At 76.0% G+C, this 23,339-nt stretch carries 20 protein-coding genes and 1 pseudogene; 12 read left to right on the forward strand and 9 right to left on the reverse strand.

The annotated features are described in order from the left end of the window. Window positions 1-250 precede the first annotated feature (250 nt). Together ACI79X_RS12390 and ACI79X_RS12395 are read left to right on the forward strand one after the other, a co-directional pair. Window positions 251-913, forward strand: coding sequence for a 4'-phosphopantetheinyl transferase superfamily protein (locus ACI79X_RS12390; protein ID WP_457025702.1), 663 nt, complete (start codon window positions 251-253; stop codon window positions 911-913). After that, on the forward strand, window positions 910-3,930 hold the full coding sequence (locus ACI79X_RS12395) for an acetoacetate--CoA ligase (RefSeq protein WP_457025703.1): 3,021 nt from the start codon (window positions 910-912) through the stop codon (window positions 3,928-3,930). The genes ACI79X_RS12390 and ACI79X_RS12395 overlap by 4 nt, the downstream gene beginning before the upstream one ends. Here the strand turns inward: ACI79X_RS12395 and ACI79X_RS12400 are convergent. From ACI79X_RS12400 to ACI79X_RS12415, 4 genes are all read right to left on the reverse strand, one after another. After that, window positions 3,887-4,855, reverse strand: a complete 969-nt coding sequence (locus ACI79X_RS12400; protein ID WP_457025704.1) for a glucosyl-3-phosphoglycerate synthase — start codon at window positions 4,853-4,855, stop codon at window positions 3,887-3,889. The two genes, ACI79X_RS12395 and ACI79X_RS12400, sit on opposite strands and share 44 nt — an antisense overlap. Window positions 4,856-4,927: 72 nt before the next feature. Next, window positions 4,928-7,120, reverse strand: a complete 2,193-nt coding sequence (locus ACI79X_RS12405) for a phage holin family protein (RefSeq protein ID WP_457025705.1) — start codon at window positions 7,118-7,120, stop codon at window positions 4,928-4,930. Next, on the reverse strand, window positions 7,102-7,809 hold the full coding sequence (locus ACI79X_RS12410) for a DedA family protein (protein WP_457025706.1): 708 nt from the start codon (window positions 7,807-7,809) through the stop codon (window positions 7,102-7,104). The genes ACI79X_RS12405 and ACI79X_RS12410 overlap by 19 nt, the downstream gene beginning before the upstream one ends. Next, a complete protein-coding gene (locus ACI79X_RS12415) occupies window positions 7,806-8,615 on the reverse strand; it encodes an MBL fold metallo-hydrolase (protein ID WP_457025707.1) in 810 nt (269 codons plus the stop codon). The genes ACI79X_RS12410 and ACI79X_RS12415 overlap by 4 nt, the downstream gene beginning before the upstream one ends. Window positions 8,616-8,719: 104 nt before the next feature. Here ACI79X_RS12415 and ACI79X_RS12420 point away from each other — a divergent pair, with 104 nt between their 5' ends. From ACI79X_RS12420 to nrfD, 6 genes and pseudogenes are all read left to right on the forward strand, one after another. Further along, window positions 8,720-8,983, forward strand: a complete 264-nt coding sequence (locus tag ACI79X_RS12420) for a hypothetical protein (RefSeq protein ID WP_457025708.1) — start codon at window positions 8,720-8,722, stop codon at window positions 8,981-8,983. Between the two features lie 28 nt (window positions 8,984-9,011). Beyond that, window positions 9,012-9,416, forward strand: a complete 405-nt coding sequence (locus ACI79X_RS12425; protein ID WP_457025709.1) for an MmcQ/YjbR family DNA-binding protein — start codon at window positions 9,012-9,014, stop codon at window positions 9,414-9,416. Then, window positions 9,344-9,964 (forward strand): GNAT family N-acetyltransferase, encoded by a 621-nt coding sequence (locus ACI79X_RS12430; RefSeq protein WP_457025710.1) that lies wholly within the window; start codon window positions 9,344-9,346, stop codon window positions 9,962-9,964. Before ACI79X_RS12425 ends, ACI79X_RS12430 begins: the two co-directional genes overlap by 73 nt. An 85-nt stretch (window positions 9,965-10,049) precedes the next feature. Continuing rightward, window positions 10,050-13,340: pseudogene (gene fdh, locus ACI79X_RS12435) on the forward strand (formate dehydrogenase). Then, window positions 13,337-14,401: a 4Fe-4S dicluster domain-containing protein gene (locus ACI79X_RS12440; RefSeq protein ID WP_457025711.1), complete on the forward strand. Its 1,065-nt coding sequence runs from the start codon at window positions 13,337-13,339 to the stop codon at window positions 14,399-14,401. Before fdh ends, ACI79X_RS12440 begins: the two are co-directional and overlap by 4 nt. Next, window positions 14,398-15,450 carry an NrfD/PsrC family molybdoenzyme membrane anchor subunit gene (nrfD, locus tag ACI79X_RS12445; RefSeq protein ID WP_457025712.1) on the forward strand — a complete coding sequence of 351 codons (1,053 nt, stop codon included), beginning with the start codon at window positions 14,398-14,400 and terminating at the stop codon, window positions 15,448-15,450. Before ACI79X_RS12440 ends, nrfD begins: the two co-directional genes overlap by 4 nt. Before the next feature lie 24 nt (window positions 15,451-15,474). Here nrfD and ACI79X_RS12450 read toward each other — a convergent pair whose 3' ends face one another. Together ACI79X_RS12450 and ACI79X_RS12455 are read right to left on the reverse strand one after the other, a co-directional pair. After that, window positions 15,475-16,299 (reverse strand): SDR family oxidoreductase, encoded by an 825-nt coding sequence (locus ACI79X_RS12450; protein ID WP_457025713.1) that lies wholly within the window; start codon window positions 16,297-16,299, stop codon window positions 15,475-15,477. Window positions 16,300-16,309: 10 nt separating this feature from the next. Further along, window positions 16,310-18,484, reverse strand: a complete 2,175-nt coding sequence (locus tag ACI79X_RS12455) for a SpoIIE family protein phosphatase (RefSeq protein WP_457025714.1) — start codon at window positions 18,482-18,484, stop codon at window positions 16,310-16,312. Between the two features lie 220 nt (window positions 18,485-18,704). Here ACI79X_RS12455 and ACI79X_RS12460 point away from each other — a divergent pair, with 220 nt between their 5' ends. Continuing rightward, entirely contained in the window at window positions 18,705-18,863 is a 159-nt protein-coding gene (locus ACI79X_RS12460; RefSeq protein WP_457025715.1) for a hypothetical protein, read from the forward strand. A 110-nt stretch (window positions 18,864-18,973) separates the two neighbouring features. Beyond that, a complete protein-coding gene (locus ACI79X_RS12465) occupies window positions 18,974-19,129 on the forward strand; it encodes a hypothetical protein (RefSeq protein WP_457025716.1) in 156 nt (51 codons plus the stop codon). A 49-nt stretch (window positions 19,130-19,178) separates the two neighbouring features. Here the strand turns inward: ACI79X_RS12465 and ACI79X_RS12470 are convergent, their stop codons facing one another. Both ACI79X_RS12470 and ACI79X_RS12475 read right to left on the reverse strand, forming a co-directional pair. Further along, window positions 19,179-19,697 (reverse strand): hypothetical protein, encoded by a 519-nt coding sequence (locus ACI79X_RS12470; protein ID WP_457025717.1) that lies wholly within the window; start codon window positions 19,695-19,697, stop codon window positions 19,179-19,181. Between the two features lie 75 nt (window positions 19,698-19,772). Then, window positions 19,773-20,579 (reverse strand): hypothetical protein, encoded by an 807-nt coding sequence (locus tag ACI79X_RS12475; RefSeq protein ID WP_457025718.1) that lies wholly within the window; start codon window positions 20,577-20,579, stop codon window positions 19,773-19,775. A 125-nt stretch (window positions 20,580-20,704) separates the two neighbouring features. On the opposite strand from ACI79X_RS12475, the gene ACI79X_RS12480 reads away from it, so the two are divergent. Both ACI79X_RS12480 and ACI79X_RS12485 read left to right on the forward strand, forming a co-directional pair. After that, complete coding sequence (locus tag ACI79X_RS12480; RefSeq protein ID WP_457025719.1) at window positions 20,705-20,932, forward strand: hypothetical protein; 228 nt, start codon at window positions 20,705-20,707, stop codon at window positions 20,930-20,932. A 101-nt stretch (window positions 20,933-21,033) separates the two neighbouring features. Next, window positions 21,034-22,110, forward strand: a complete 1,077-nt coding sequence (locus tag ACI79X_RS12485; protein WP_457025720.1) for a glycosyltransferase — start codon at window positions 21,034-21,036, stop codon at window positions 22,108-22,110. Between the two features lie 9 nt (window positions 22,111-22,119). Here ACI79X_RS12485 and ACI79X_RS12490 read toward each other — a convergent pair whose 3' ends face one another. Next, the gene (locus tag ACI79X_RS12490; protein ID WP_457025721.1) at window positions 22,120-23,328 is read right to left on the reverse strand and encodes a glycoside hydrolase family 3 N-terminal domain-containing protein; all 1,209 of its coding nucleotides are present in this window, start codon (window positions 23,326-23,328) and stop codon (window positions 22,120-22,122) included. Window positions 23,329-23,339 lie beyond the last annotated feature (11 nt).

The following is a 23,339-nucleotide window of genomic DNA, read 5'->3' on the forward strand; positions in this document are numbered from 1 at the left end:
GGGTGCCGGCTCCTGCTCCGGCACGGGGCCCCCGTCGCGACAGGATGCCGCAGTCCCCAGGCCCGTGGGTCGTCAATGCCCGTTGCGGTCCGTCTCCGAAGTGGTCACGCTGCGCAGCGTCACGCCGCGACGCACCAGCGCGTTCACGTACCGTTCCGCTGGATCGGCTACTCAGCGTGACGTACCGTCGGCCCGGTCGAGGACCTGGCCGGGCACCTGCCGGCCGGTCGACGACCGGGGAGGAGGAACGGTGCCGACGTCGCTGTACCGCCCCCTGAGGGTCTGGTCGGTCGACCTCGCCGACGACGCCTGGGACGAGGACGCCGCCGCCGCGCGGCTCACCCCCGGCGAGCGCGCCGCCGCCGACCGGGGCATCGCCGCGGTCCGGCGCCGCCGGGTGCTCGTGCGCGCCGCGCTGCGCACCGTCCTCGGCGACCTGCTGCGGCTGCCCCCGGCCGACGTGCCGCTCGAGGTCCGCGGGGGCCGGCCGCTGGTCCGGTCCGGCCGCCGCGCGCCCGGGGTCAGCTGCGCCGCCGCCGGCGGCCTCGCGCTCGTCGCGGTGGCGCCGCACGCGGGCGTGGGCATCGACCTGGAGCCGGCCGGCCCCGGTCCCGAGGGTGACGAGTGGCTGGCCGCGCCCGAGCTCGCCCGGCTCGCCGGGCGTGCGGGCGAGGGCGGGGAGCGCGCCCGCGCCTGGACGGCCAAGGAGGCGGTGCTCAAGGCGGAGGGGACCGGCCTGCGGCGGCACCCGCGCACGGTGGTGACCCCGGCCGGCGGCAGGGGCCGGCTCGGCTCCTGGTGGCTGGCGCCGGTGCCCGTGCCCGCCGGCTGGGTGGCCACCGCCGCGCTCGGCCGCCGCTGGGACCCCGCGCGGCTGCGCGTGCGCCCGCTGACGCCGGAGCGCCTCCGGTGACCGCCGTCGCCCCCCGCGTCCCGGTCCGCACCGGATCCGGGCGCCGGCCCCAGCTCGCCGCGTTCCGCGCGCTGCTCGAGCGCCGCACCGGGCGGGACCTGTCGGCCGCCCCGGAGCTGCACCGCTTCTCGGTCGAGGAGCCGGACACCTTCTGGCGCGCCCTGCTCGACTGGTCGGGTCTGGCCTGGGAGGGCGTCGCCGAGCCGGTGCGCACCGGCGACGACGTCCGCACGGCGCGCTTCTTCCCCGGCGTCTGCCTCAACTACGCCGAGAACCTGCTGCGGCCGCTGCCCGGCGTCGACGACGGCGCCCCCGCGGTCACCGCGGTGCACGCCGGCCGCCCGGCGGAGGTCCTCACCCGGGCGGAGCTGCGCGCGGAGGTCGAGCGGGCCTCGGCCGCGCTGGCCGCCCGCGGCGTCCGGACCGGGGACCGCGTCGCGGCCGTGGGCGCCAACTCCGCGCCGGTGCTCGTCGCGGCCCTCGCCGTCGCCGCGCTCGGCGCGACCCTGGCCACCGCCACGCCCGACATGGGCGTGCCCACGCTGCTCGGCCGCTTCGGCCAGCTCCGCCCGGGCACGCTCGTCGTCGACCGGCGGGACCTGGGTGGGTGGGATGAGCCCGAGGCCGCCCTCGCCGAGCTGACCGCGCAGCTGCCCTCCGTGCGACTGGTGCTGGTCCTCGACGACGCACCGCCGCCCGACCTCGGTCCCGGCGTCACCGTGGCCCGCCTGGCCGACGACGTCGCCGCGCTGCCCGAGCCGGTGCCCGTGCCGGACTGGCCGCGGCTGCCGTTCGACCACCCGCTGTGGGTCATGAGCACCTCGGGCACCACCGGCCCGCCCAAGGCGCTGGTGCACGGCGCCGGCGGCGCGCTGCTCGAGCACGTCAAGGAACACCGCCTGCACGGCGACCTGACGCCGGCCGACACGCTGTACTTCCACACCACGACCGCCTGGATGATGTGGAACTGGCAGCTGTCGGCGCTCGCGGTCGGCGCGCACGTCGTCCTCTACGACGGCCCGGTCACCGGCCCGGACACGCTGTGGGCGCTGGCCGCCCGGCACGGCGTCACGGTGCTGGGCACGAGCCCGGCGTACCTGCAGATGTGCCAGGACGCCGGCTTCCGGCCCCGCGACGCCGCCGACCTCTCCCGGCTGCGGGCGGTCATGTCCACCGGCGCGGTGCTGCACGAGTGGCAGTTCGACTGGGTGCGCGACGCCGTCGGCGACGTGCCGCTGCAGTCGATCTCCGGCGGGACCGACATCGTCGGCTGCTTCGTGCTCGGCCACCCGGAGCTGCCGGTGGTCCGCGGCCGCTCGCAGGCGCTGAGCCTCGGCCTCGACGTCGCCGCCCTCGACGACGACGGGCGCCCGGTGCTGGGCGAGGAGGGCGAGCTCGTCTGCCGGAACCCGTTCCCCTCACGGCCGGTCGGCGTCCTCGAGGACCCCGGCGGGGAGCGCTACGAGCGGGCCTACTTCGCGCAGCACCCCGGCGTGTGGACCCATGGTGACCGGGTGGAGGTGCACCCCGACGGCACCGCCCGGGTGCTCGGCCGCTCCGACGGCGTCCTCAACGTCGACGGCGTCCGCATCGGCCCGTCGGAGATCTACGCTGTCGTGCGGCGCATCCCCGGCGTCGTCGACGCGATGGCGCTCGAGCAGCGCGACGCCCGGTCGTGGGGGAGCAGCCGGCTGGTGCTGCTCGTCGTGCTCGCGCCGGGGCTGCGGCTCGACGAGGAGCTGGCCGGGCGCATCCGCGCGACGCTGCGCCGGGAGGCCTCGCCCGCGCACGTGCCGGCCGTCGTCCTCGCCGTGCCCGAGGTGCCGCGCACCCACAACGGCAAGCCGTCCGAGCGCGCCGCCCGCGACGCCCTCGACGGGCGGCCGGCGGCCAACGTGCACGCGCTGCGCAACCCGGCCTGCCTCGACGCCATCCGCGCGGCGGCTGCGGCCCAGGAGGCCGCCACGCCCGCGCCGGAGGGCGACGGGGTGGCCGCCGTCGTCGCGCGGGTGTTCGCCGAGGTCCTCGGCCGGCCCGTGCCCGACGGCGTCGCGTTCGCCGACCTCGGCGGCACCTCGCGGCAGTCGATGACGCTGCTGCGCCGGCTGCGGCAGGAACTCGGCCGCCCGGTGGAGCTCGCCGACCTCGCCGAGGCCCCCACCGTCGGGGCGCTGGCCGCGCTGCTCACCGGCCGCGACGGCGCCGAGCCCGACACCCGGACGCTGCGCGACGGCGACCCGGCCGCGCCGCCGCTGTTCCTCGTGCACGGCGCCCACGGCGACCTCGACAGCTGGCACGCCCTGGTCGCGGAGCTGACGGTGCCCGGCGAGGTCGTCGGGCTGGTGGGCCCGCTCGCCCGGCCCGACGGCTCGCGGTTCTCCGTCGCCGAGCTGGCCGACCGCCACGTCGCGTCGGTCACCGCGCGGGCGCCGGAGGGGCCGGTCCGGCTGGCCGGCTACTCCTTCGGCGGCGTCGTCGCCCTGGAGGTCGCCCGCCGGCTCACCGCGGCGGGGCGGGACGTCGACTTCCTCGGGCTGTTCGACTGCCGCCCGCCCTACGTCGAGCTCGGCCGCGGGCGCAGGCTCGCCCGCAAGGTGGCCGGCGCACTGGCCCTCGTCGTCCCCGGCCTCAGCGACGAGGGCGTGCGCACGGCGCTGGCCGACCGGCGCAGCGCGGAGCTGCCGGCCGACCGGCGTGTGCTGCGCGACTCCGCAGCGCTCTACGAGGCGTTCCCGCTGCCCGACCACGCCGGGCCGGTGACGTACTTCCGCATCCGCCGGCGGGTGCCGGTGCTCGCCCACCAGATGGCGGTGTGGCGGCGGCACCTGCCCGACCTGCGGGTGGTGCCGGTGTCGGGCACGCACAACGACCTGCTGGCCGGCCGGTACGCGGCGTCGCTGGGCCGGCGGGTGTCGGCGGCCATCGAGGGGGCGGGCACGAGGGCCGGCGAGGACGCAGGCGAGGGGGCCGGGGTCAGACGGCCCCGGCGCGCTCGGCGAGGTACTCGGCGACGGTGACCATCGGCGGGCGCTCGTCGACGGCGACGCCCGTGCTGACCGGGACGAAACCCCCGCCGTCGCTGCGGAACTGGGTGAGCAGGCCCGCTGCCGAGCCGGCCCCGCTGCGTCCCAGCACCGCCGACACGACCTGCCCGGCCATGCGCCCGAGGGCCTCCTGGTCCTGGGAGGTGTGCCGGCGCACGCCGAGGTCGACCTGCGCCAGCCCGTTCAGGCCGAGCAGCCCGAGCAGGTCGACCAGCAGCCCCACCTCCACGCCGTAGCCGGAGACGAACGGCACCCGCTCCAGGGCGGCGCGGCGGCCGGCGTACTCCCCGCCCAGCGGCTGCACGAACCCGGCGAGCTCGGGCCACAGCGCGTTGAGCAGCGGCCGCGCGGTCAGCTCGGTGACCCGCCCGCCGCCGGCCGGGGTGCGGCGCCCGTCGATCTCCAGCGGCCGGGTGTAGCAGCCCTTGACGTAGCCGACCTGCGGGTCGGTGAGCAGCGGGGAGAGCAGGCCGGGGACGTAGTGGGAGACGTCGCCGAGCAGGTCGGCGTCGAGGAAGACGAGCAGGTCGCCGGTGGTGGCGGCCAGCGACTTCCACAGCGCCTCGCCCTTGCCGGGCCGGCTGCCGTGCCCGGGCAGCACCTCGGCGGCGGCGACCACGTCGGCCCCGGCGGCGCGGGCCACCTCGGCGGTGCGGTCGCGCGAGTCGGAGTCGACCACCAGCACCTCGTCGACCAGCGGCACGAGCCGGACCCAGCGCTCCACCAGGTCCGCGACCAGCCCACCGACGGTCGCCTCCTCGTCGCGGGCGGGCAGGACGACGCTCACCCGGTGCCCGCCGCGCCGCTTGGCGCGCAGCAGCCCGACGACGTCGACGTCGTCGACCGAGCGGGTGGTGGACGTGCGGCCGGTGAACCAGGCTCGGGCGTCGGGTCGCATCGGCTCACTGTCGTGGAACCGGATCGGCCCCGCCACGGTCGGGACCGGTGTTCACGAACACGTCGCCCGCCGTTACGGGAGGGGGGCCCGCCCCCGCCCGGCACCGGTGCCCTCCAGGGCGGTGCGGCTCAGCGGGCCGACCGCCGCGCCGGCGCCGTCGGGCTCGGGGTGGCCGAGCTCGGTGAGCCAGCCGCGCAGCACCCGGTGCAGGTGCTCGGCGCCGACGATCTCGCCGGGCGGGGTGAGCCCGCGGGGGTGGGCCAGGAACCCGCGCTGCTGGGGGCCGCCGAGGCCGCCGTGCGAGCCGACGTGCGGCTCGAAGGGGGAGGCCTCGTCGGTGTCGGGGTCGTAGCGGCTGTTGACCATCACGTCGGGGCAGTGCGGGAACGCCGACACCCGGGCGACCAGCGCCGGCGCGTGCTCGCCGTAGGGGGCCAGCGGGTCGGTGCCGATGACCACGCCGGTGGCCAGGCGGTGCAGGCCGTCGCGGCCGAGGACGACCGGCCCGTGCTCCTCGGAGTGCACCAGCACGAAGCCGACGCCGTCGTGGTCGACGAGCGCGGGCAGCAGGTCGGGCCAGTGCCGCTCGATCTCCTCCAGCGGCACGCGGCCGTGCAGGTCGGCGAAGTGGACGCCGGCGGTGTGGCCGGAGACGACGACCACCACGCCCGGCGCCACGCGGGCCACCTGCCCGGGCTGCCCCGACGGCGTGCGGTGCGTGTGCTCGCCCGCGCCGGCGCTCTCCACCCGCTCCCGCAGCCGCCGGGCGATCGGCCCCGGCCCCGATGCGGCCTCGGCCAGCGCGGAGGCGACCTGCCAGCCCTCGGCCGGGCGGCGGCTGTCCTTCGGCTCGCCGCCGCGGTGCCCGGGCGCGGGGGAGCCGCCGCAGTGCCGGCCGACGAAGGCCTCGATCGTCTCGCCGAACCGCTGCGCGAACGCCTCGCCCTGGGTCTGTCCGTGGTCGGACAGCAACACGAGGTGGTAGTCGCGCGGCGCCAGCGCGCCGGCCCGGGCCAGGCGGCCGATCTGCTGGTCGATGCTGCGCAGCACCTCGAGGGTGTCGAAGCGCTCGACGCCGCTGTGGTGGGCGACCTCGTCGTAGCCGAGGAAGTCGGCGTAGACCACCGGCCGCCCGGCGAGCATGTCCTCGAGGATCGCCGCCACCACGACGTCGCGGGCGATGACCGTCGTGCCCGGCCGGGCCAGCGGGTAGATGCCTCCGCGGCTGACCCGCGGCCGGACGTCGGCGCGCCGCTGCCGGGCAGCGGCGGACAGCTCGCGGGCGATGTCGACGATCGAGACGCCCACCGTGCGGACGGCGTTCACCGGGTTGGCGAAGTAGGCGTAGTAGCCGGCGCCCACCCGCTCGCGGCGGCGCATGGAGCGCCGGGTGGTGACCAGCGGCAGCGAGCTCATCGTCAGGCTCACGTGCGGGGCGTCGCCGCTGAACAGGTTGCCGCGGCTGGCCCCGCCGCCGGCCAGCAGCCCGCGCCCGTCGGAGTGCCGGCGCTCGACCTCCGCGGCGTCGGCCGGGTGGGAGACCTGGACGACGTGGTCGCGGTCCTTCTCGTAGTAGCGGAAGCCCACGACGTCGTGGTTGGAGCCGTGCAGGATGCCGCAGACCGCGGCGCCGGTCTGCGAGCTCCAGTCGGTGTGCCAGGAGGTGAGCGCGTGGCTGCCCGAGCGCAGCCAGGCGGCGAGGGTGGGCATCGACCCGTCGCGGACGGCGCGGCGCGCGGTGTCGAAGCCGAGGCCGTCGATCTGCAGGAACAACACCCCGGGCGGGCAGGGGCCGGCGGTCTCGGTGCGCGCGGCCCGGCGGCGGGCGCGGCGGAAGAACAGCTCGTCCTCGTCGATGGCCAGCGCGCTGGTGACCAGCGCCGACACCCCGGCCATCGCCACCACGACCAGCACGGCGGTGCGCAGGTCGGCGACGGTCACGCCGGGGACGGCGAAGGAGGCGGCGAGCACCACGGCGCCCAGCAGCAGGAAGCTGCCCAGGCCCAGGGTGAACAGCGCGAGGGGCAGCGCCACCCGCATGACCAGCGGCCACACGACGCCGGAGAGCAGGCCGAGCAGCAGCGCGGCCAGCGGGGGCTGCCACCAGTCGCGCATGGCGAAGCCGGCGAGCCACCGGTCGAGGACGACCAGCGCCAGCGTGCTGAGCGCCCAGGTGAGCAACACCCGCGCGGTCGCCCGCCCGGGGCCGAGCACGCGCCCGCCGGCGCGCCCCGGGGACCCCGCGCTCACGAGGTCGGGCCGCACGGGGACGCGCTGGCCTGCCCGGCGGGCTCGTCCGCGGGCTCCTCGGTGGGGTCGTCGTCGGACGGGCCGTCGTCGGACCGGTCCTGCTCCGGGGCGGCCCGCCGCCGGCGGGCCGCGCCGACGAGGTTCAGCACCGCGCCCACCAGCAGCACCAGCAGCGTGGCGACCAGGGTGGCCACCAGCGGGTTGTCGAACACGCCGCCGCTGACGACGCCGAGCAGCGCGTAGGCGACCGCCCACAGCGTCGCGGCGAGCAGGGAGGCGGGCAGCAGCCGCCGCCACGGGTAGGCCAGCGCACCGGCGGCCAGCAGCACGGGGATGCGCCCGGCGGGCAGCAGCCGGCCGACCAGCACGATCAGCCAGCCGTGATCCCGGAACTGCGCCCGGACCTCCTCGATGCGGTCGGCGTGCTGGCCGCGTGCCACGAACCGCACCGCCGCGGGCCCGCCGAACCGGCAGACGGCGAAGGTGACGACGTCGCCGATCCAGGCGCCGAGCGTGGACAGCACGAGCACCAGCGCGAGGTCGAGCCGGCCGGTGCTCACCGCCAGGGCGGCCGCCGCGCCGACGACCGCGCCGGTGGGCACGACCGGCACGATCGAGCCGAGCAGGACGCCGCCGAACACGACGGGGTAGCCGAGCGACGACCCGTCGGTCCAGCTCGACGCCAGCGTCCCGGTGGCGCTCACGGTGCCCCCGCCGGGGCGGGCAGGACGACCGGGTCGCCGGGCTCGGCGACGACGACCGTGGTGGGCAGCCCGCGCGCGGCGACGGCGGCGGCGAATTCCCGCGGCGGCTCGGTGAGCAGCCTGCGGTAGCGCCCGGCCAGCCCGGGCACCGTGGTGCCGCCGGGCACGGTGAGCGTGCCCCAGTGCACCGGGACGGCGAACCGCGGGCGCACCCGGGCGACCGCCTCGGCCGCACGCTGCGGGTCGAGGTGGCCGGGGCCGAGGGTGGGACCCCAGCCCCACACCGGCACGAGCGCGACGTCGACCCCGCGCCCGCCGATGCGGGCCATGCCGTCGAACAGGTCGGTGTCGCCGCAGGCGTAGACCGTCTGCCCGTCGCCCTCGACCAGGTGCCCGACGGCGGCCGTGTCGGGGCCGTGCGTGAGCCGCGGGCCCCACCGGTGGCCGCTGTGCACGGCCGGGACGGCGGTCACCCGCAGCCCGCCGTGGGTCAGCGACTCGCCCGGCGCCAGCTCGTCGACCCAGCGCAGGCCGCGCGAGCGCAGCCACGCCCCGGCGCCGCGCGGCACGACGACGCGGACGTCGTCGCCCAGCAGGCGCAGCGAGGGCAGGTGCAGGTGGTCGGCGTGCAGGTGGCTGACCAGGACCAGGTCGGTGCCTGCCCAGGCCGACTCCGGCGGCAGCGGGACGACGCGGCGCAGCGGCCCGACGGCGGCGGTGAGGACCGGGTCGGTGAGCACCGTGCTCCCGGCCAGCTCGACGCGGACCGTCGAGTGGCCCAGCCAGCGCAGTCCGGCGTTCCCCACCCGGCCAGTATCGACCCCGGCACCGACGTCCCCGAACGCTTTCCCTCGGACGGATCCGTCCGTTCGAGGTGCGCCGGGCGCGGGCGCGCCTCACCATGCCTGCCATGACCTCAGCGGGGCGCGACCCGGGGTCGGCCGGACCGGCTGCCGAGCTGTCCGAGGAGCTGCGCCGCATGGCGCTGCTCCTCGAGACGGCCGCGGTCCTCGACCTGCGGGCGCAGCGCACGACCGATCCCCGGCAGGTGGCCGTGCTGCGCCGCCGCGCCGAGCAGCGCCGGCAGGAGGCCGGGCGGCTGCGCGAGCACCTCGCCGCCTGCGGCCGGGCGCTCCCCCCGCGCGCTCCCCGGACGGCCGCGTCCGCGCCCTGAGGCGCCGGCCGCCGCTAGCCTCCCGCTCGTGGCCACCTGGGCGGACGTGCGGCGCCTGGCCCTCGCGCTGCCGGGGACCAGCGAGGGCACCTCGTGGGGTTCGCCGGCGTGGAAGGTGCGCGACCGCACCTTCGTCTGGGAGCGGCCGCTGCGCCGCGCCGACCTCGAGCACCTCGGCGCCGGCGCCCCGGAGGGCCCGCTGCTCGGCGCCGCGGTGGCCGACGAGGGCGTGAAGCGGGCGCTGGTCGCCGACGACCCCGCCGTCTACCTGACGACGCCGCACTTCGACGGGTACGCCGCCGTCCTCGTCCGGCTCGAGGCCATCGACACCGGCGAGCTCGCCGAGCTGGTCACCGACGCGTGGCTGGCCGAGGCGCCGGAGCGGCTGGCGCGCGAGCACCTCGCCGCGGAGCGGTCCGGCCCGTCCTCCTAGGGTCGGCGCCCGCGCGCGTCGAGGTCCGCCCGGTCAGCCCCGACGACGTCCCGGTCCTCGCCGCCCTGCTGCGGGCCGACCGGGAGTTCCTCGCGCCCTGGGAGCCGGTGCGGGCGGAGGACCGGGCCGACGAGGAGGTGCAGGGCCGCGTCGTCACACGGGCGCTGGCCGAGGCGGCGGCCGACCGGATGCTGCCGCTGGTCGTCCTCGCCGACGGCGAGGTGGTCGGCCGCGTGGACGTGAACGGCGTCGTCCGGGGCGCCTTCCGGTCCGGCGACCTGGGCTACTGGGTGGCCTCGTCGCACAACGGCCGCGGGGTGGCGACGGCCGCGGTGGCGCTGACGCTGCGGTGGGCGTTCGGGGAACTGGGGCTGCACCGGGTCGGCGCCGCCACGCTGCTGCACAACGCGCGGTCGCAGCGGGTGCTGGCGCGCAACGGCTTCCAGCGGATCGGGATGGCCCCGCGGTACCTGCAGATCGCCGGGGAGTGGCAGGACCACCTGCTGTTCCAGCGGCTGGCCGACGCCGACCCGCCGCCGTCGGTCTGACCCACCCGGACGCCGCGGTACCGGACCGATCGTCACCGCGGGGTTCCGCGCGCCGGATCGCCGTCGCGGTGGCACAGTTCACCGGGTGAAGACCTGGCTCGACGCGTGGCCGGTGTTCCGGCAGCTGACCGGCCCCGACCCCCTCGGACGCGGCGCCGCGGCGCGCAGCAAGGCGACGGAGAACGTGGTGAGCCGCACGGCCACCGCCGACCGCGTCGTGCAGAGCGTGTGCCCGTACTGCGCGGTGGGCTGCGGGCAGCGGATCTACGTCAAGGACGAGCAGATCGTCCAGATCGAGGGCGACCCCGACTCGCCGATCAGCCGCGGCCGCCTGTGCCCCAAGGGCAGCGCCAGCAAGCAGCTGGTCACCAGCCCGACCCGGGTCACGAAGGTCCGCTACCGCCGGCCGTACGGCACCGAGTGGGAGGACCTCGACCTCGACACGGCGATGCACATGATCGCCGACCGCGTCCTCGAGGCCCGGCGCAAGGGCTGGCAGGACGAGAACGACGGCAAGCGCGTGAACCGCACCATGGGGTTGGCGAGCCTCGGAGGGGCGACCCTCGACAACGAGGAGAACTACCTCATGAAGAAGCTGTACAGCGCCATGGGCGCCATACAGATCGAGAACCAGGCGCGCATATAGCACTCCGCCACGGTGCCCGGTCTGGGTGCCTCGTTCGGTCGTGGCGGTGCCACGAACTCCCAGGAAGACCTCGCGAACTCCGACTGCATCGTCATCGAGGGTTCCAACATGGCCGAGTGCCACCCGGTGGGTTTCCAGTGGGTGAGTGAGGCCAAGGCGCGCGGCGCGAAGATCATCCACGTCGACCCGCGGTTCACCCGCACCAGCGCGATCGCCGACCTGCACGTGCCGCTGCGCATGGGCACCGACATCGCCTTCCTCGGCGGCCTGATCCGGTACGTCCTCGAGAACGACCTGTACTTCAAGGAGTACGTCGTCGCCTACACCAACGCCGCGGCGCTGGTGAGCGAGGACTTCGCCGACGCCGAGGACCTCGGCGGCCTGTTCTCCGGCTTCGACCCGGAGAACAACACCTACGACGAGTCCAGCTGGCAGTACGAGCCGGAGGAGCCGCCGCACTCGGGCTCCGACGACCCGGCCGGTGCCGCCGAGCAGGACGAGCTCGAGGACCACCCGGAGATCCGCAAGACCGACAAGGCGCAGGCCGCCGGCAGCGGCGGCCCGCCGATCGCGAGCAAGCCCAAGCGCGACGAGACGCTGCAGCACCCGCGGACGGTCTTCCAGATCCTCAAGCGGCACTTCGCCCGCTACACCCCGGAGATGGTGGCCGAGGTCTGCGGCGTCGAGCCGGAGGCGTTCCTGCAGGTGGCCCGCTGGGTCACCGAGAACAGCGGCCGCGACCGGACGACGGCGTGGGTGTACTCGGTGGGCTGGACGCAGCACAGCGTCGGCGCGCAGTACATCCGCACCTGCTCGATCCTGCAGACGCTGCTGGGCAACATCGGGCGTCCCGGCGGCGGCATCCTGGCGCTGCGCGGCCACGCCAGCATCCAGGGCTCCACCGACGTCCCGACGCTGTACAACCTGCTGCCCGGCTACCTGCCGATGCCGCACGCGATGCAGCACGAGTCGCTCGACGACTACTGCGCCGACGCCGCCGGCAAGGCCGGCTTCTGGGGCAACAAGCGGGCCTACATGGTCAGCCTGCTCAAGGCCTGGTGGGGCGACGCCGCGACGGCGGAGAACGACTACGCCTTCGGCTACATGCCGCGCATCGACGGCGACCACAGCTCCTACCGCCAGATCAAGGACATGATCGAGGGGAAGATCTCCGGCTACTTCCTGGTCGGCGAGAACCCCACGGTCGGCCACCCCAACGGCCGGATGAACCGCTTCGGCCTGGCCAACCTCGACTGGCTGGTCGTCCGAGACCTGCAGCTGATCGAGTCGGCGACCTTCTGGAAGGAGTCGCCGGAGATCGAGACCGGCGAGCTCGCCCCCGAGACGATCGCCACCGAGGTGTTCTTCGTGCCCGCGGCGTCGCACGCGGAGAAGGAGGGGACCTTCACCCAGACCCAGCGGCTGCTGCAGTGGCGGCACAAGGCCGTCGAGCCGCCGGGCGACGCCAAGAGCGACCTGTGGTTCTACTTCCACCTCGGTCGCATCCTGCGCGAGCGGCTCGCGGACTCCACCGACCCGCGCGACCGCCCGCTGCTCGACCTCACCTGGGACTACCCGACGCACGGGCCCGACCAGGAGCCCAGCGCCGAGGACGTGCTGCGGGAGATCAACGGCGTCGGGCCCGACGGGCGCGCCGTCTCCGGGTACATGGAGCTCAAGGACGACGGGTCGACGTCGTGCGGCTGCTGGATCTACTCCGGCGTCTACGCCGACGAGGTCAACCAGTCCGCGCGGCGCAAGCCCGGCCGCGAGCAGGGCCAGGTCGCCTCCGAGTGGGGCTGGGCCTGGCCGTACAACCGGCGGGTCCTCTACAACCGCGCCTCGGCCGACCCCGACGGGAAGCCGTGGAGCGAGCGCAAGAAGTACGTGTGGTGGGACGAGGAGGCCGGCCGCTGGACCGGCGTCGACAACCCGGACTTCGAGGCGACCAAGCGGCCGGACTACGTGCCGCCGGACGGTGCGAGGGCGCAGGACGCGATCGGCGGTTCCGACCCGTTCATCATGCAGGGGGACGGGAAGGCCTGGCTGTACGCGCCCGCGGGCGTCGTCGACGGGCCGCTGCCGACGCACTACGAGCCGGCGGAGTCCGTCGTCGAGAACGCCCTGTACGAGCAACAGGCGAACCCGACGATCGAGCACATCAACGGCCCGTGGAACCGGGAGAACCCCTCGCTCAGCCCGGTCTTCCCGTTCCAGGTGACCACCTACCGGCTCACCGAGCACCACACGGCCGGCGGGATGAGCCGCACGCTGCCCTACCTCTCGGAGCTCCAGCCGGAGTTCTTCGTCGAGGTCAGCCCGGAGCTCGCCGCGCTGCGCGGCCTGGTCAACGGCGAGTACGCCACGCTGGTGAGCACCCGGACGGCGATCGAGGCGAAGGTGCTGGTCACCGAGCGGATGCGGCCGATCCGGCTGCGCACCGGCCAGGTGGTGCACCAGATCGGGATGCCCTACCACTGGTCCTACAGCGGCATCTCCACCGGTGACTCGGCCAACGACCTGCTCGGGATCGTGCTCGACCCGAACACCCACATCCAGGAGGACAAGGTCAGCACCGCCGACATCGTCCCGGGACGGCGCCCGCGCGGCCCCGAGCTGATCGACTTCGTGGAGGGCTACCGGCGCCGCGCCGGGGTGGAGTCCGGCCGGGTCGGCGTCAACGGGCGCGACCCGGTGGCCGCCGAGGCGGGGGAGGGGTCGCAGCAGTGACGACGATCAGCTCGGCGAGCGCGGCCTTCACCGGCAACGACCCCGAGAACCGGCTCTTCGGGCCGGTCCCGGACGTGACCGGGCAGTCCGGCTACGACAGCGACCACCCGGCGCGGGTGGGCTTCTTCACCGACACCTCGGTGTGCATCGGCTGCAAGGCCTGCGAGGTGGCGTGCAAGGAGTGGAACACCCTGCCGATGGACGACTCGCACGGCGTGCGCGACGTCATCGGCCTGTCCGGGATGTCCTACGACAACACCGGCCAGCTGGGGGCCAACTCCTGGCGGCACGTGGCGTTCATCGAGCAGGCGCGCACCGTCGACCTGCCGATGCCGACCTTCGGCCGCCCGGGCGACGACCGGCGGGGCAGCGGCCCGTCGGTGGCCGAGGGGCAGAACGACGACAGCCTGGCGAACGCCCAGCAGTCGAGCGTGCTCAACGCCGAGGCGCTGTCGGAGTTCGACCCGCAGACCGGGCAGAGCGGCACCGACAAGCAGATCCGGTGGCTGATGAGCTCCGACGTCTGCAAGCACTGCACGCACGCCGGCTGCCTCGACGTCTGTCCCACCGGGGCGCTGTTCCGCACCGAGTTCGGCACCGTCGTCGTCCAGGGCGACATCTGCAACGGCTGCGGCTACTGCGTGCCCTCGTGCCCCTACGGGGTCATCGACCAGCGCAAGGACGACGGCCGGGTCTTCAAGTGCACGATGTGCTACGACCGGCTCACCGACGGGCTGCAGCCGGCCTGCGCGACCGCGTGCCCGACCCAGTCGATCCAGTTCGGCAACCTCGACGAGCTGCAGGCCCGCGCCGACGCGCGGCTGGCCACGCTGAAGTCGCAGGGCGTGGAGACGGCGCGGCTCTACGGCCGGGACGAGGACGACGGCGTCGGCGGCGCGGGGGCGTTCTTCCTGCTGCTCGACGAGCCGGAGGTCTACGGACTGCCGCCGGACCCGGTGGTCACCACCCGCGACCTGCCCTCGATGTGGCGGGCCGCGGCGGCCGGCGCGGCGATGATCGCCGGTGTCGTGATCTCGTCGTTCATCGGACGCCGGCCGTGACCGAGGGGCTGACCGCGCCGGGCGCGGGCTGGCGGCGGGCCGACGGCCCGGCCGCGGAGGCCCGCGGCAAGCGGCGGCGCAGGGGCGGGCGGCGCGGCGGTGGCGGCGAGGTCGCCATGGTCGACGACGCCACGTTCACCTCGTACTACGGCCGGCCGATCATCAAGCCGCCGGTGTGGAAGTCGCCCGACGTCCCGCTGTACCTGTTCCTCGGCGGGATGGCCGGCTCGTCGTCGATCATCGCGGCGGTCGCCGACGTCACCGGCCGGCCGACGCTGACCCGGGTCAGCCGCTACACCGCCGGCGGCGGGGCGCTCGCCTCGGTGGTCTTCCTCATCCACGACCTCGGCCGGCCCGAGCGGTTCCTGCACATGCTGCGGGTGTTCAAGCCGACCTCGCCGCTGTCGGTGGGTTCCTACATCCTCGCGCCGTTCAGCGGGGCGGCCGCGGCGACGGCGGCCGTGGAGCTGCTGGGCTGGTTCCCGCGGCTCAAGCGCTTCGGCGGCGTGGTGTCGGCGCTGTTCGGCGGGCCGCTGGCCACCTACACCGGCGTGCTGCTGGCCAACACCGCGGTGCCCTCGTGGCACGCGGCGCACGACCAGCTGCCCTACCTGTTCGGCGGCTCCGCCATGGCGGCCGGCGGCGGCGTGACGATGGTCTTCACGCCGGTCGCCGAGGCGTCGCCGTCGCGGCGCACGGCGGTGGCCGGCGCGGCGATCGAGCTGGCGGTCATGCACCGGGTGGAGCACGACCACGGCATCGTCAGCGAGCCCTACCTCGAGGGCCGGCCCGGGACGCTGCTGCGCGCGGCGAAGGCGTGCACCGCGGCCGGGGCCGCGCTGACCGTCGTCGCCGGGCGCCGGCGCGCCGGCGCGGTGGCGGCCGGGGTGCTGCTCGCGGCGGGATCGCTGCTCACCCGGTTCGGCGTCTTCGAGGCCGGGCTGGTCAGCGCGAAGGACCCGAAGTACACCGTGGTGCCGCAGCGCGAGCGGCTCGCCGCCAAGGAGGCGGCCGCGCTCGACGGGCACGCCTCGACCATCACCCGCTGACGGCCTGGGTGGGCCCTCGTAGCGCTAACGGCCCCTCAGGTGGTCGGCGAAGGTGCGCGGCGGGCGGCCCAGCAGGGCGGTGAGCACCCGCGGGCTGCCGGTGAAGCCGTGCGCGCGGTACTCGGCGAACATCGCGCGCAGGCAGCGGCGGGCGTAGCTGCCGTCGTCGGCCGGCGGGTCGGCGTCGACGGCGGTCACCTCGCGGCCGAGGTGCGCGCCCGCCAGCCGGGCCAGGTCGGGCGCGGTGAGCTCCTCGGGCCCGGCCGCCTCGAAGGTGCCGCTGTCCAGGCCGTCCTCGGTGAGCAGCACGGCGGCGGCCTCGGCGACGTCGCGCAGGTCGACCAGCGACTGCGCGCGCTCCAGGCCCCAGGCGCTGCGCAGCTCACCTGAGCGCGCGGCCGCGGCGACCGCGTCGTCGAGGTTGTCCGCGTAGGCGCACGGCTGCAGCACCCGCCAGCGGGCGCCGGTGCCGGCGACGACGGCGTCGAGTGCCTCCTCCACCCGGTCCTTGGCGGCGTGGTGCGGCATCGACCGGGCCTGCGGGCGCAGCACCGAGTGGTAGACCAGCCGCCGCGCGCCCGCCCGGGCCGCCGCGCGCAGCACCGCGGGGGCGCCCTCGGTCTCGGCCGGGTCGAAGTTCGGCCAGATCAGGTACAGCGCGTCGGCGCCGGCGAGCGCGGCGGACGGGTCGCCGGTGAGATCGGCGGCCACGACCTCCGCGCCGAGCGCCTCGAGCTCCGGCCGGGGCCGCGCGGAGGACACCACGGCGCGCACCTGCTCGCCGCGCTCCCGCAGCGCCCGGACGACGGCGGTCCCGGTGGCCCCGCCCGCGGCGGTCACGACGATCACCCGCCCGACCCTAGGCAGCGGGCTCCGGCGGGTCCCGGCGGGCTCCGGCGGGTGCGGCCGGGTCCGGCGGGACGGCGGTGGGCACGTCGACCGGTCCGGCGGCGGCCGGGCGCGGGCGGTCCTGCGGGTGCAGGCGCACGGCGACGAGGGCGACGTCGTCGTCGGGGTGGTCGTCGACCATGTGCTCGACCAGCAGGTCGCACAGCTCCTGCAGCGGCCGGCCGGCGAGCGCGGTCAGCGTCTCGACGAGCCGGGCGGTGCCCGAGTCGAGGTCGCCGTCGCGGCGCTCGACGAGCCCGTCGGTGTACAGCAGCACCGTGTCGCCGCGGCGGAGCTCGACGACGTGTTCGCGCCGTTCCCGGCCGGGGTCGACGCCGAGCAGCAGGTCGGCGCGCTCGGCTGCCAGCACGCTCACCCGGCCGTCGGCGTGCAGCACCATCGGCGGCGGGTGGCCGGCGTTGGCCCAGCGCAGCCGGGTGACGCCGCGCGCGACCTCCTCCGGCGTCTGCTCCAGGCGGGCGACGGCCGCGGTGACGAGGGTGCCCAGCCGCAGCAGGTCCATGGCGCGGTCGAGGTCGCCCAGGACGGCGGCCGGGCCGCCGCCGGTGCCGAGCGCGACCCCGCGCAGCAGGCTGCGCAGCTGGCCCATGGTGGCGGCCGCGGCGGTGTCGTGGCCGGCGACGTCGCCGATGACCAGCGTCGTCGCCCCCTCGGGGGTGAGGAAGGCGTCGTACCAGTCGCCGCCGACCGCCGCGGCCTCGGCGGCGGGGTGGTACCGGACGACGACCTCGGCGTGGTCGGGCTCCGGGGGCGCGGTGAGCATCGAGTGCTGCAGCTCCAGCGCGAGGCGCCGCTGGGTGCCGTAGAGGCGGGCGTTGTCCAGCGCCATCCCGACCCGGTCGGCGACGTCGCGCAGCGTGGCGACCTCCTCGGCCGTCGGCGTGCGCCCGTCGGTGTAGAGCAGGGAGAGCAGGCCGAGCGTGTGCCCGCGGCCGCGCAGGGGGAGGGCCACCGCGGCGCTGGGCGCGAGGGCCGTGAGGAGCTCGCGGGGCCGGCCGGCGGGGGTGGTGGCCAGCGCCTGCTCGCCGGTCAGCTGCAGGACCTCGCCGGTGGTCAGGGTGCGGGTGACCGCGGGGATGGTGGCGAGCGCGGCGGCCCGGGCGGCCGCGTAGTCCTCGAGGAGGTCGCGGGCGGCGGGGTCGGCGTGCCAGGAGCTCACGCCCTGGGCCCGGCCGTGCTGGTCGAGCACGCTGACGATGCAGGCGTCGGCGAGCACGGGGACCACCAGCCGCGGCACCTGGCCGGTGGCCACCTCGGCGTCGAGGGAGTCGGCCAGCTCGGTGCTCACCCGGGCGACGGTGGCCACCCGCTCGCCGGAGCGGCGCAGCTGCTCCTGGACGCGCAGCCGCTCGGTGACCTCGAGGAAGTACACCGACAGGCCGTCGTGTGTCGGCCAGGCGCGGACCTCGTACCAGCCGTCGAGCGGCGGGGGGTAGTAGGCGTCGAAGGAGAGCGGCTCGCCGGTCTCGACCGCGCGCCGGTAGCTCGCCTCGAAGACCGAGCCCACCGCGGCCGGGAAGGCCTCCCAGATGACGGCTCCGACGAGCTGCTCCCGGCTGACGCCGAGCAGCCGCTCGCCCTCCGCGTTGAGGTGGGCGAAGCGCCAGTCGGGGGTGAGGGAGTAGAAGCCGGCCGGCATGGCCTCGAGGACGCGGGCCACCGCGAGCTCGGTGCCGCGTTGCTCGGTGACGTCGGAGGCGGCGCCCAGCAGCCGGGTGGCCCGGCCCTCCGTGTCGGTGAGCGTGCGGCCGCGCGCGGAGATCCAGCGGAGGTCGCCGCCGGGCAGCACGATGCGGTAGACGGAGGCGAAGTCGTCGTGGGTGTCGAGGGCGCGCCGCAGCGCGGCGAGGACGCCGTCGCGGTCCTCGGGGTGGATGCGTGCGGCGAAGCTGTCCAGGGTCCGGTCGAAGCCGGTGTCGGCGTAGCCGAAGAGCTCGACGAGGCGGTCGTCCCAGTCGAGGGTGCCGGCGACCGGGTCCCAGTCCCAGGTGCCGATGCCCGCGGCGTCCATCGCCAGCTCGTTGCGCAGCGCCGCGGCGATCTCGTCGACGTGCTGCTGGGCTGGGTGCGGCTGTGCCGGTCCCGTGCCGGTCTCGACCGGTCCGGTCCGTCCTGCGTCGTCCACGGCGCCTCTCCCGGCCCCGGGGTCCCGGGGTCGCCGGACCTCGCCCCGGGTTCTGGAGGGAGGTCGGCCACCGTGTCTACCGGAGGTGTCCGGTTGCGCGCAATCTTCCCAGGCGGAGGTCACAGCGGTCCGGCCTCGACATGCGAGACCCCCATGACTCTCGGTAGTGTCGGATTACCGGAGGGTGACCAGGGGGAGTGCCTTCCGGCAGGGGGGAACGGTGCCGTGGTGGGTGTGGCTGCTCGTCGTCTGGTTCTCGGTGGCGACCGCCGTGGGCCTCGTGCTCGGGGCGGCGCTGCGCGCCGCCGAACAGGGGCGGACGCCGGTCGACCGGCTCCGCGAGGAGGACCCGCCCGCCGAGGAGCGGCGCGCCGGATGACGGCGGCCGCGACGGAGGGGACCCTGGTGTCGAGCGGGAGAATCGCTCACCACACGTAGTGTAATCGTGTCGAGGCGTCACCACGGGGGCTGGGTCCGACTGGGGGAGCAGTGCCGTGGTGGGCGTGGGTGCTCGTCATCTGGGTGGCGGTCGCCGTCGTGGCGGCGCTGGTGCTCGGCGCGGCCATCCGGATCGCCGACCGGCACGAGGCGACCGACGACGACCTGGGCGGGCCGTCGGACGAGGAGGTCGACGGAGCCCGCTGACGCGCCGGCCGGGCGGGTCCGCGCCGGTGCGGACCGCCGTCGCCCGGGCTCACCGCACGCCGCGGTAGCGGACGACGGTGCCGGCGCCGGCCGAGCGCGCCGTGGTCAGGCTGAGCGTGGCGCGGCGCAGCACCTCGGAGGCGGCGACGCCGTCCTCGAGCACCGCGACGCCGGCGCCCGCGCCCAGGCCGGTGAACCCGAGATCCGCGACACCGGCGGTCAGGCGGGCGGCCACCGCGTCGGCGTCGTCGGCCGAGCCGTCGAGCAGGACGGCGAACTCCGCGGGGCCGGAGCGGCCGAGCCAGTCGTCGCCCCGCAGCGTGCGGGCGACGAGCGCCGTCGTCGCGTCGAGTACGCCCGCCGACGTCGGCCGGGTGTCGTCTCGGCGGAGCAGGCCGAGGACGACCAGGGCCGGGCGGTGCGCCGGGCGGGTGACGCGGCGCTCGAGCTCGGCGCGGACGCCGGCCGGGCCGGGGAGGAGCCCGGCGGAGCCGAGCTCGAGGGCGGGCAGGCCGCCTCCCAGCGGGGCGAACGTGTTGAGGGCGATCGGGTGGTGCGCGATGGTCATGACGGTCAGAACGGCCCCCGGTACCCGGCCCGACAGCCGACCACCCGCCGTCCCACCCCCGAGGATGAGACCGGGTCAGTCGGTGGGCCCGAACACCCGGACGCAGCCGCCGTACGTCTCGTCCTCGAGGCGGCCGCCGCAGGTGGAGCCGTAGGTCTCGTAGGGGTCGCCGACCGGGGTCTGCGCGTAGAGGTCGTCGCAGGCGCCCATCTCGCCGTCGTGGCAGTCGCCGGCCGCGTCGGCGAATCGCGCGTCGTAGTCGGGCCCGCCGGGTGCGGGCGGGGCCACCGGCTCGCCGCTGCCGGAGTAGGTGCCACCGAGGTCGTCGGTGAAGACGGAGTCGGTGCCGACGACGGCGAGGACGACGGTCGCCGTCGCGGCGAGGGCGGCGACCGGCCCGAGCAGCCCGGCGACGGTCCTGACGGGGACGGCGGGGTGCCGGCCCGGCCGCGCCCAGGCGCGCACCTCGGCCCGGGTGACGAGCACGAGCCGGGCGACGGGCAGGGCGAGCAGGACGACCAGGGCGGTCAGCACGAGCAGGTCGGCCGCCGACCCGGTGCGGGTGCCGCTGGTGGCCAGGCGCGCGCCGGCGACCACGAGCAGCAGGCCGGACAGGCCGGCCTCGACCGCGGCGGTGACCAGCAGCAGGACGCGGCCGCCGCCGCGGTGGAGCAGCGCGGCGGCGAGCAGGTCGAGGCCGGCGAGCGAGCAGGCGCCGATGGCGAACAGCGCGGGGACGCCGACGTCGGCCCCGCGCCCGAGGCCCACGACATCGAGGACGACCACGAGGACGAGGAGCAGGAGCACGACGGCCTGCGCGACCGCGAGGACGGCGGCGGCGGTCACCGGCCGGGGCGGCCGCCCGTGCTGCTCACCCGTCACGCGCGCCCCCGTCCCGTCGTCCGGCCGTCCGGGATCGGCCGTCCGGCAGCCAGCGTGCCACTCTCGCGGGTACCGCTGCGCCGCGGTTCCGACACGAGGCGCTCTCCGCGACTACCGTGGCGCGGATGCTCCGCTGGACGTGTGCCGCCGTCGCGGGGGCGGTCCTGTCCGGGTTCGCCTTCCTGCTGGTCACCGGCAACTACATCAACGACGGGCCGGTGCTGGTCCGGCTGTCGTGGAGCCACGGGCTGCACCTGGGCGACCTGTTCATCGGCGCCGGCTGGCTGGTCGCGATGCTCATGCTGCTCGTGCTGGCCCGCCCGGACCGGCGAGGGGACCGGCCCCCGGCCTGACCCCTCGATGCGGCCGCCCACGAGCCCGGCTCCGATTCGCTGACCGGCCCGGATGAGTGGATGGTGGACGTCCACTTCACGAGCCGACGGGGGGCCTGTCCATGAAGTTGGTCATCGTGCACGACTACCTCACCCAGCGCGGCGGCGCGGAACGAGTCGTCCTCGAGATGGCACGGGCATTCCCCGGGAGTGCCGTCCTCACGTCGGTCTACGCGCCGGAGCGCACCTATCCCGAATTCGGCGAGCTCGAGGTGGACACCTTCTGGCTGCAGCGAGGGCCGTTCTTGAAGCGCGACCCCCGCCTGGCGCTGCCCGTGCTCGCCGACGTCTTCCGGCGACGCAGCGTCTACGCCGATGCGGTCCTCGTGTCGACGTCGGGTTTCGCGCACAAGATCGGCACGAGGGCTCCGAAGATCGTCTACTGCCACAACCCCCCGCGGTGGGTCCACCAGTGGAGCGACTACCGGACCGGACTCGGGCTGCCGCAGCGCGTGCTCATCCGCGCCATGCGGCCCTACCTGAGGTTCCTCGACCGGGCGGCGGCGCAGCAAGCGGCGTACTACCTCGCGAACTCGCGCAACGTGGCCAACCGCATTCGCGACGCTTACGGCATCGAGGCCGAGGTGCTCCACCCGCCGCGAGGGCTCCAACCGGAGGGACCCCAGGAGGAGATCCCGGGTCTACCGGACCGCTTCCTCCTCACGGTGGGCAGGGCGCGGGGATACAAGCGCACGGATCTCCTCGCGGAGGCCGTGGCCGGCATGCCCGACCTGCACCTGGTCACCGTCGGCAGCAAGCCGGACCCCCGGTGGCCGGCCAACGTCCACCAGCTCGTCGGACTCTCGGACGCCCAGCTCCGATGGCTCTACGCGAACAGCTGCGGACTCCTGGCCTGCTCGATCGAGGACTTCGGTCTGACGCCCGTCGAGGCATTCGGGTTCGGCACCCCGGTCGCCGCGACGCAGGAGGGCGGCTACCTGGAGACCTGCGTCGAGGGGCTGACAGGCCTGTGGCTGGATGCGACCTCGATCGAGACCCTGCGCGCCTGCATCCGGGAGTTCACCGACCGGGACTGGGACGCCGACCGGATCCGAGACCACGGGCGGCAGTGGGAGCCCGAGACCTTCCACCGCCGGCTCCAGGACGTCGTCGACGGCGTTCTCGCGCACCGCGTGTGACGGGCCGGCTCAGGCGAGGAGACCGGACTCCGCTTTCGCGGTGAGCGCGGTGCGGACGGCGGCGTCGACGACCTCGCCGAACGCCGGGTCGGCCTCGGCGCGGGCCACGACGGCGTCGAGCATCTCGGGGTAGACCGCCGGGTCGACGGTGAGCACGAGCGTGCCGCCCGCCTCGAGGAACCGGACCGCGCGGTCGCCGGGCGGCACGTCCTGGAACGCGGCGGCCGCGCCGACGTCGTCGCTGATCACCACCCCGTCGAAGCGCAGGAACCCTCGGAGCAGCGTGGTGATGACCTGCCGGGAGAAGGTGGCCGGCGCGGCGGGGTCCAGCCGCGGGTAGATCGCCGAGGACACCATGACGAACGGGTCGGCGTCGGAGCGGGCCAGTTCGCCGAACGCGGCCACCTGCTCGCTGGAGGCGGTGGTGACGTCGTCGGTGACGCCGGGGACCTCGTCGGTGTTCTCGTCGACCAGCCCGAGGCCGGGGAAGTGCTTGATGGTCGCGGTCACGCCGTGGGCGGCCAGCCCGTCGACGACGGCCTGCACGTCGGGGACGACGTCGGCCGGGGTGCTGCCGTACTGCCGCCCGAAGGCGCCGATCGGATCGTTGCCGGCCTCCGTGCCGGCGGGGACGACGTCGGCGACCGGAGCGAGGTCGAGCGTGATGCCGGCCGACGCCAGGTCGGCACCGAGGCCGTCGGCGAGAGCGGCAAGCCCTTCCCCGGGCAGCTGCCCCTGGTCGACGGCGGCGGGCAGCCGCTCGAAGCCGGGCCCCTGCAGGCTCTGCACAGCGCCGCCCTCCTGGTCGGCGGCGATCCAGGGACGCGGGCCGGGCGCGGAATCGACCCACCGGCCGGTGACGGCGGCGATCTCCTCGGCCGGCGCCTGCGAGCGCCCGGCGAGGAAGAGGCCGCCCACGCCGTCGGCGGCGAGGGCGTCGCCGGGGGAGAGGTCCTCGAGCCGCACGCCGACGACGAACAGCTGGGCCACCTGGGCGCGGCGGTCGAGCTCGGCCAGGGCGGCGTCGACCCGCTCCTCCACCGGGTCGGCGGGCGGCGGGGAGGGCTCGGCGCTCGTCGTGGCGGGAGCGCTGCTGCTCGTCGTCGTCCTCGTGGCCTCCGGCTCCTGCTGCGCGTCCCCCGAGCCGGAGCAGGACGTCAGGGCGAGGACGAGCAGCGCGCAGGCGACGGCCGGGCGGGTCCGAGCGGGCGTGCGCATCGCTCTCCTCC

The organism is Geodermatophilus sp. SYSU D01119 (assembly GCF_054049975.1).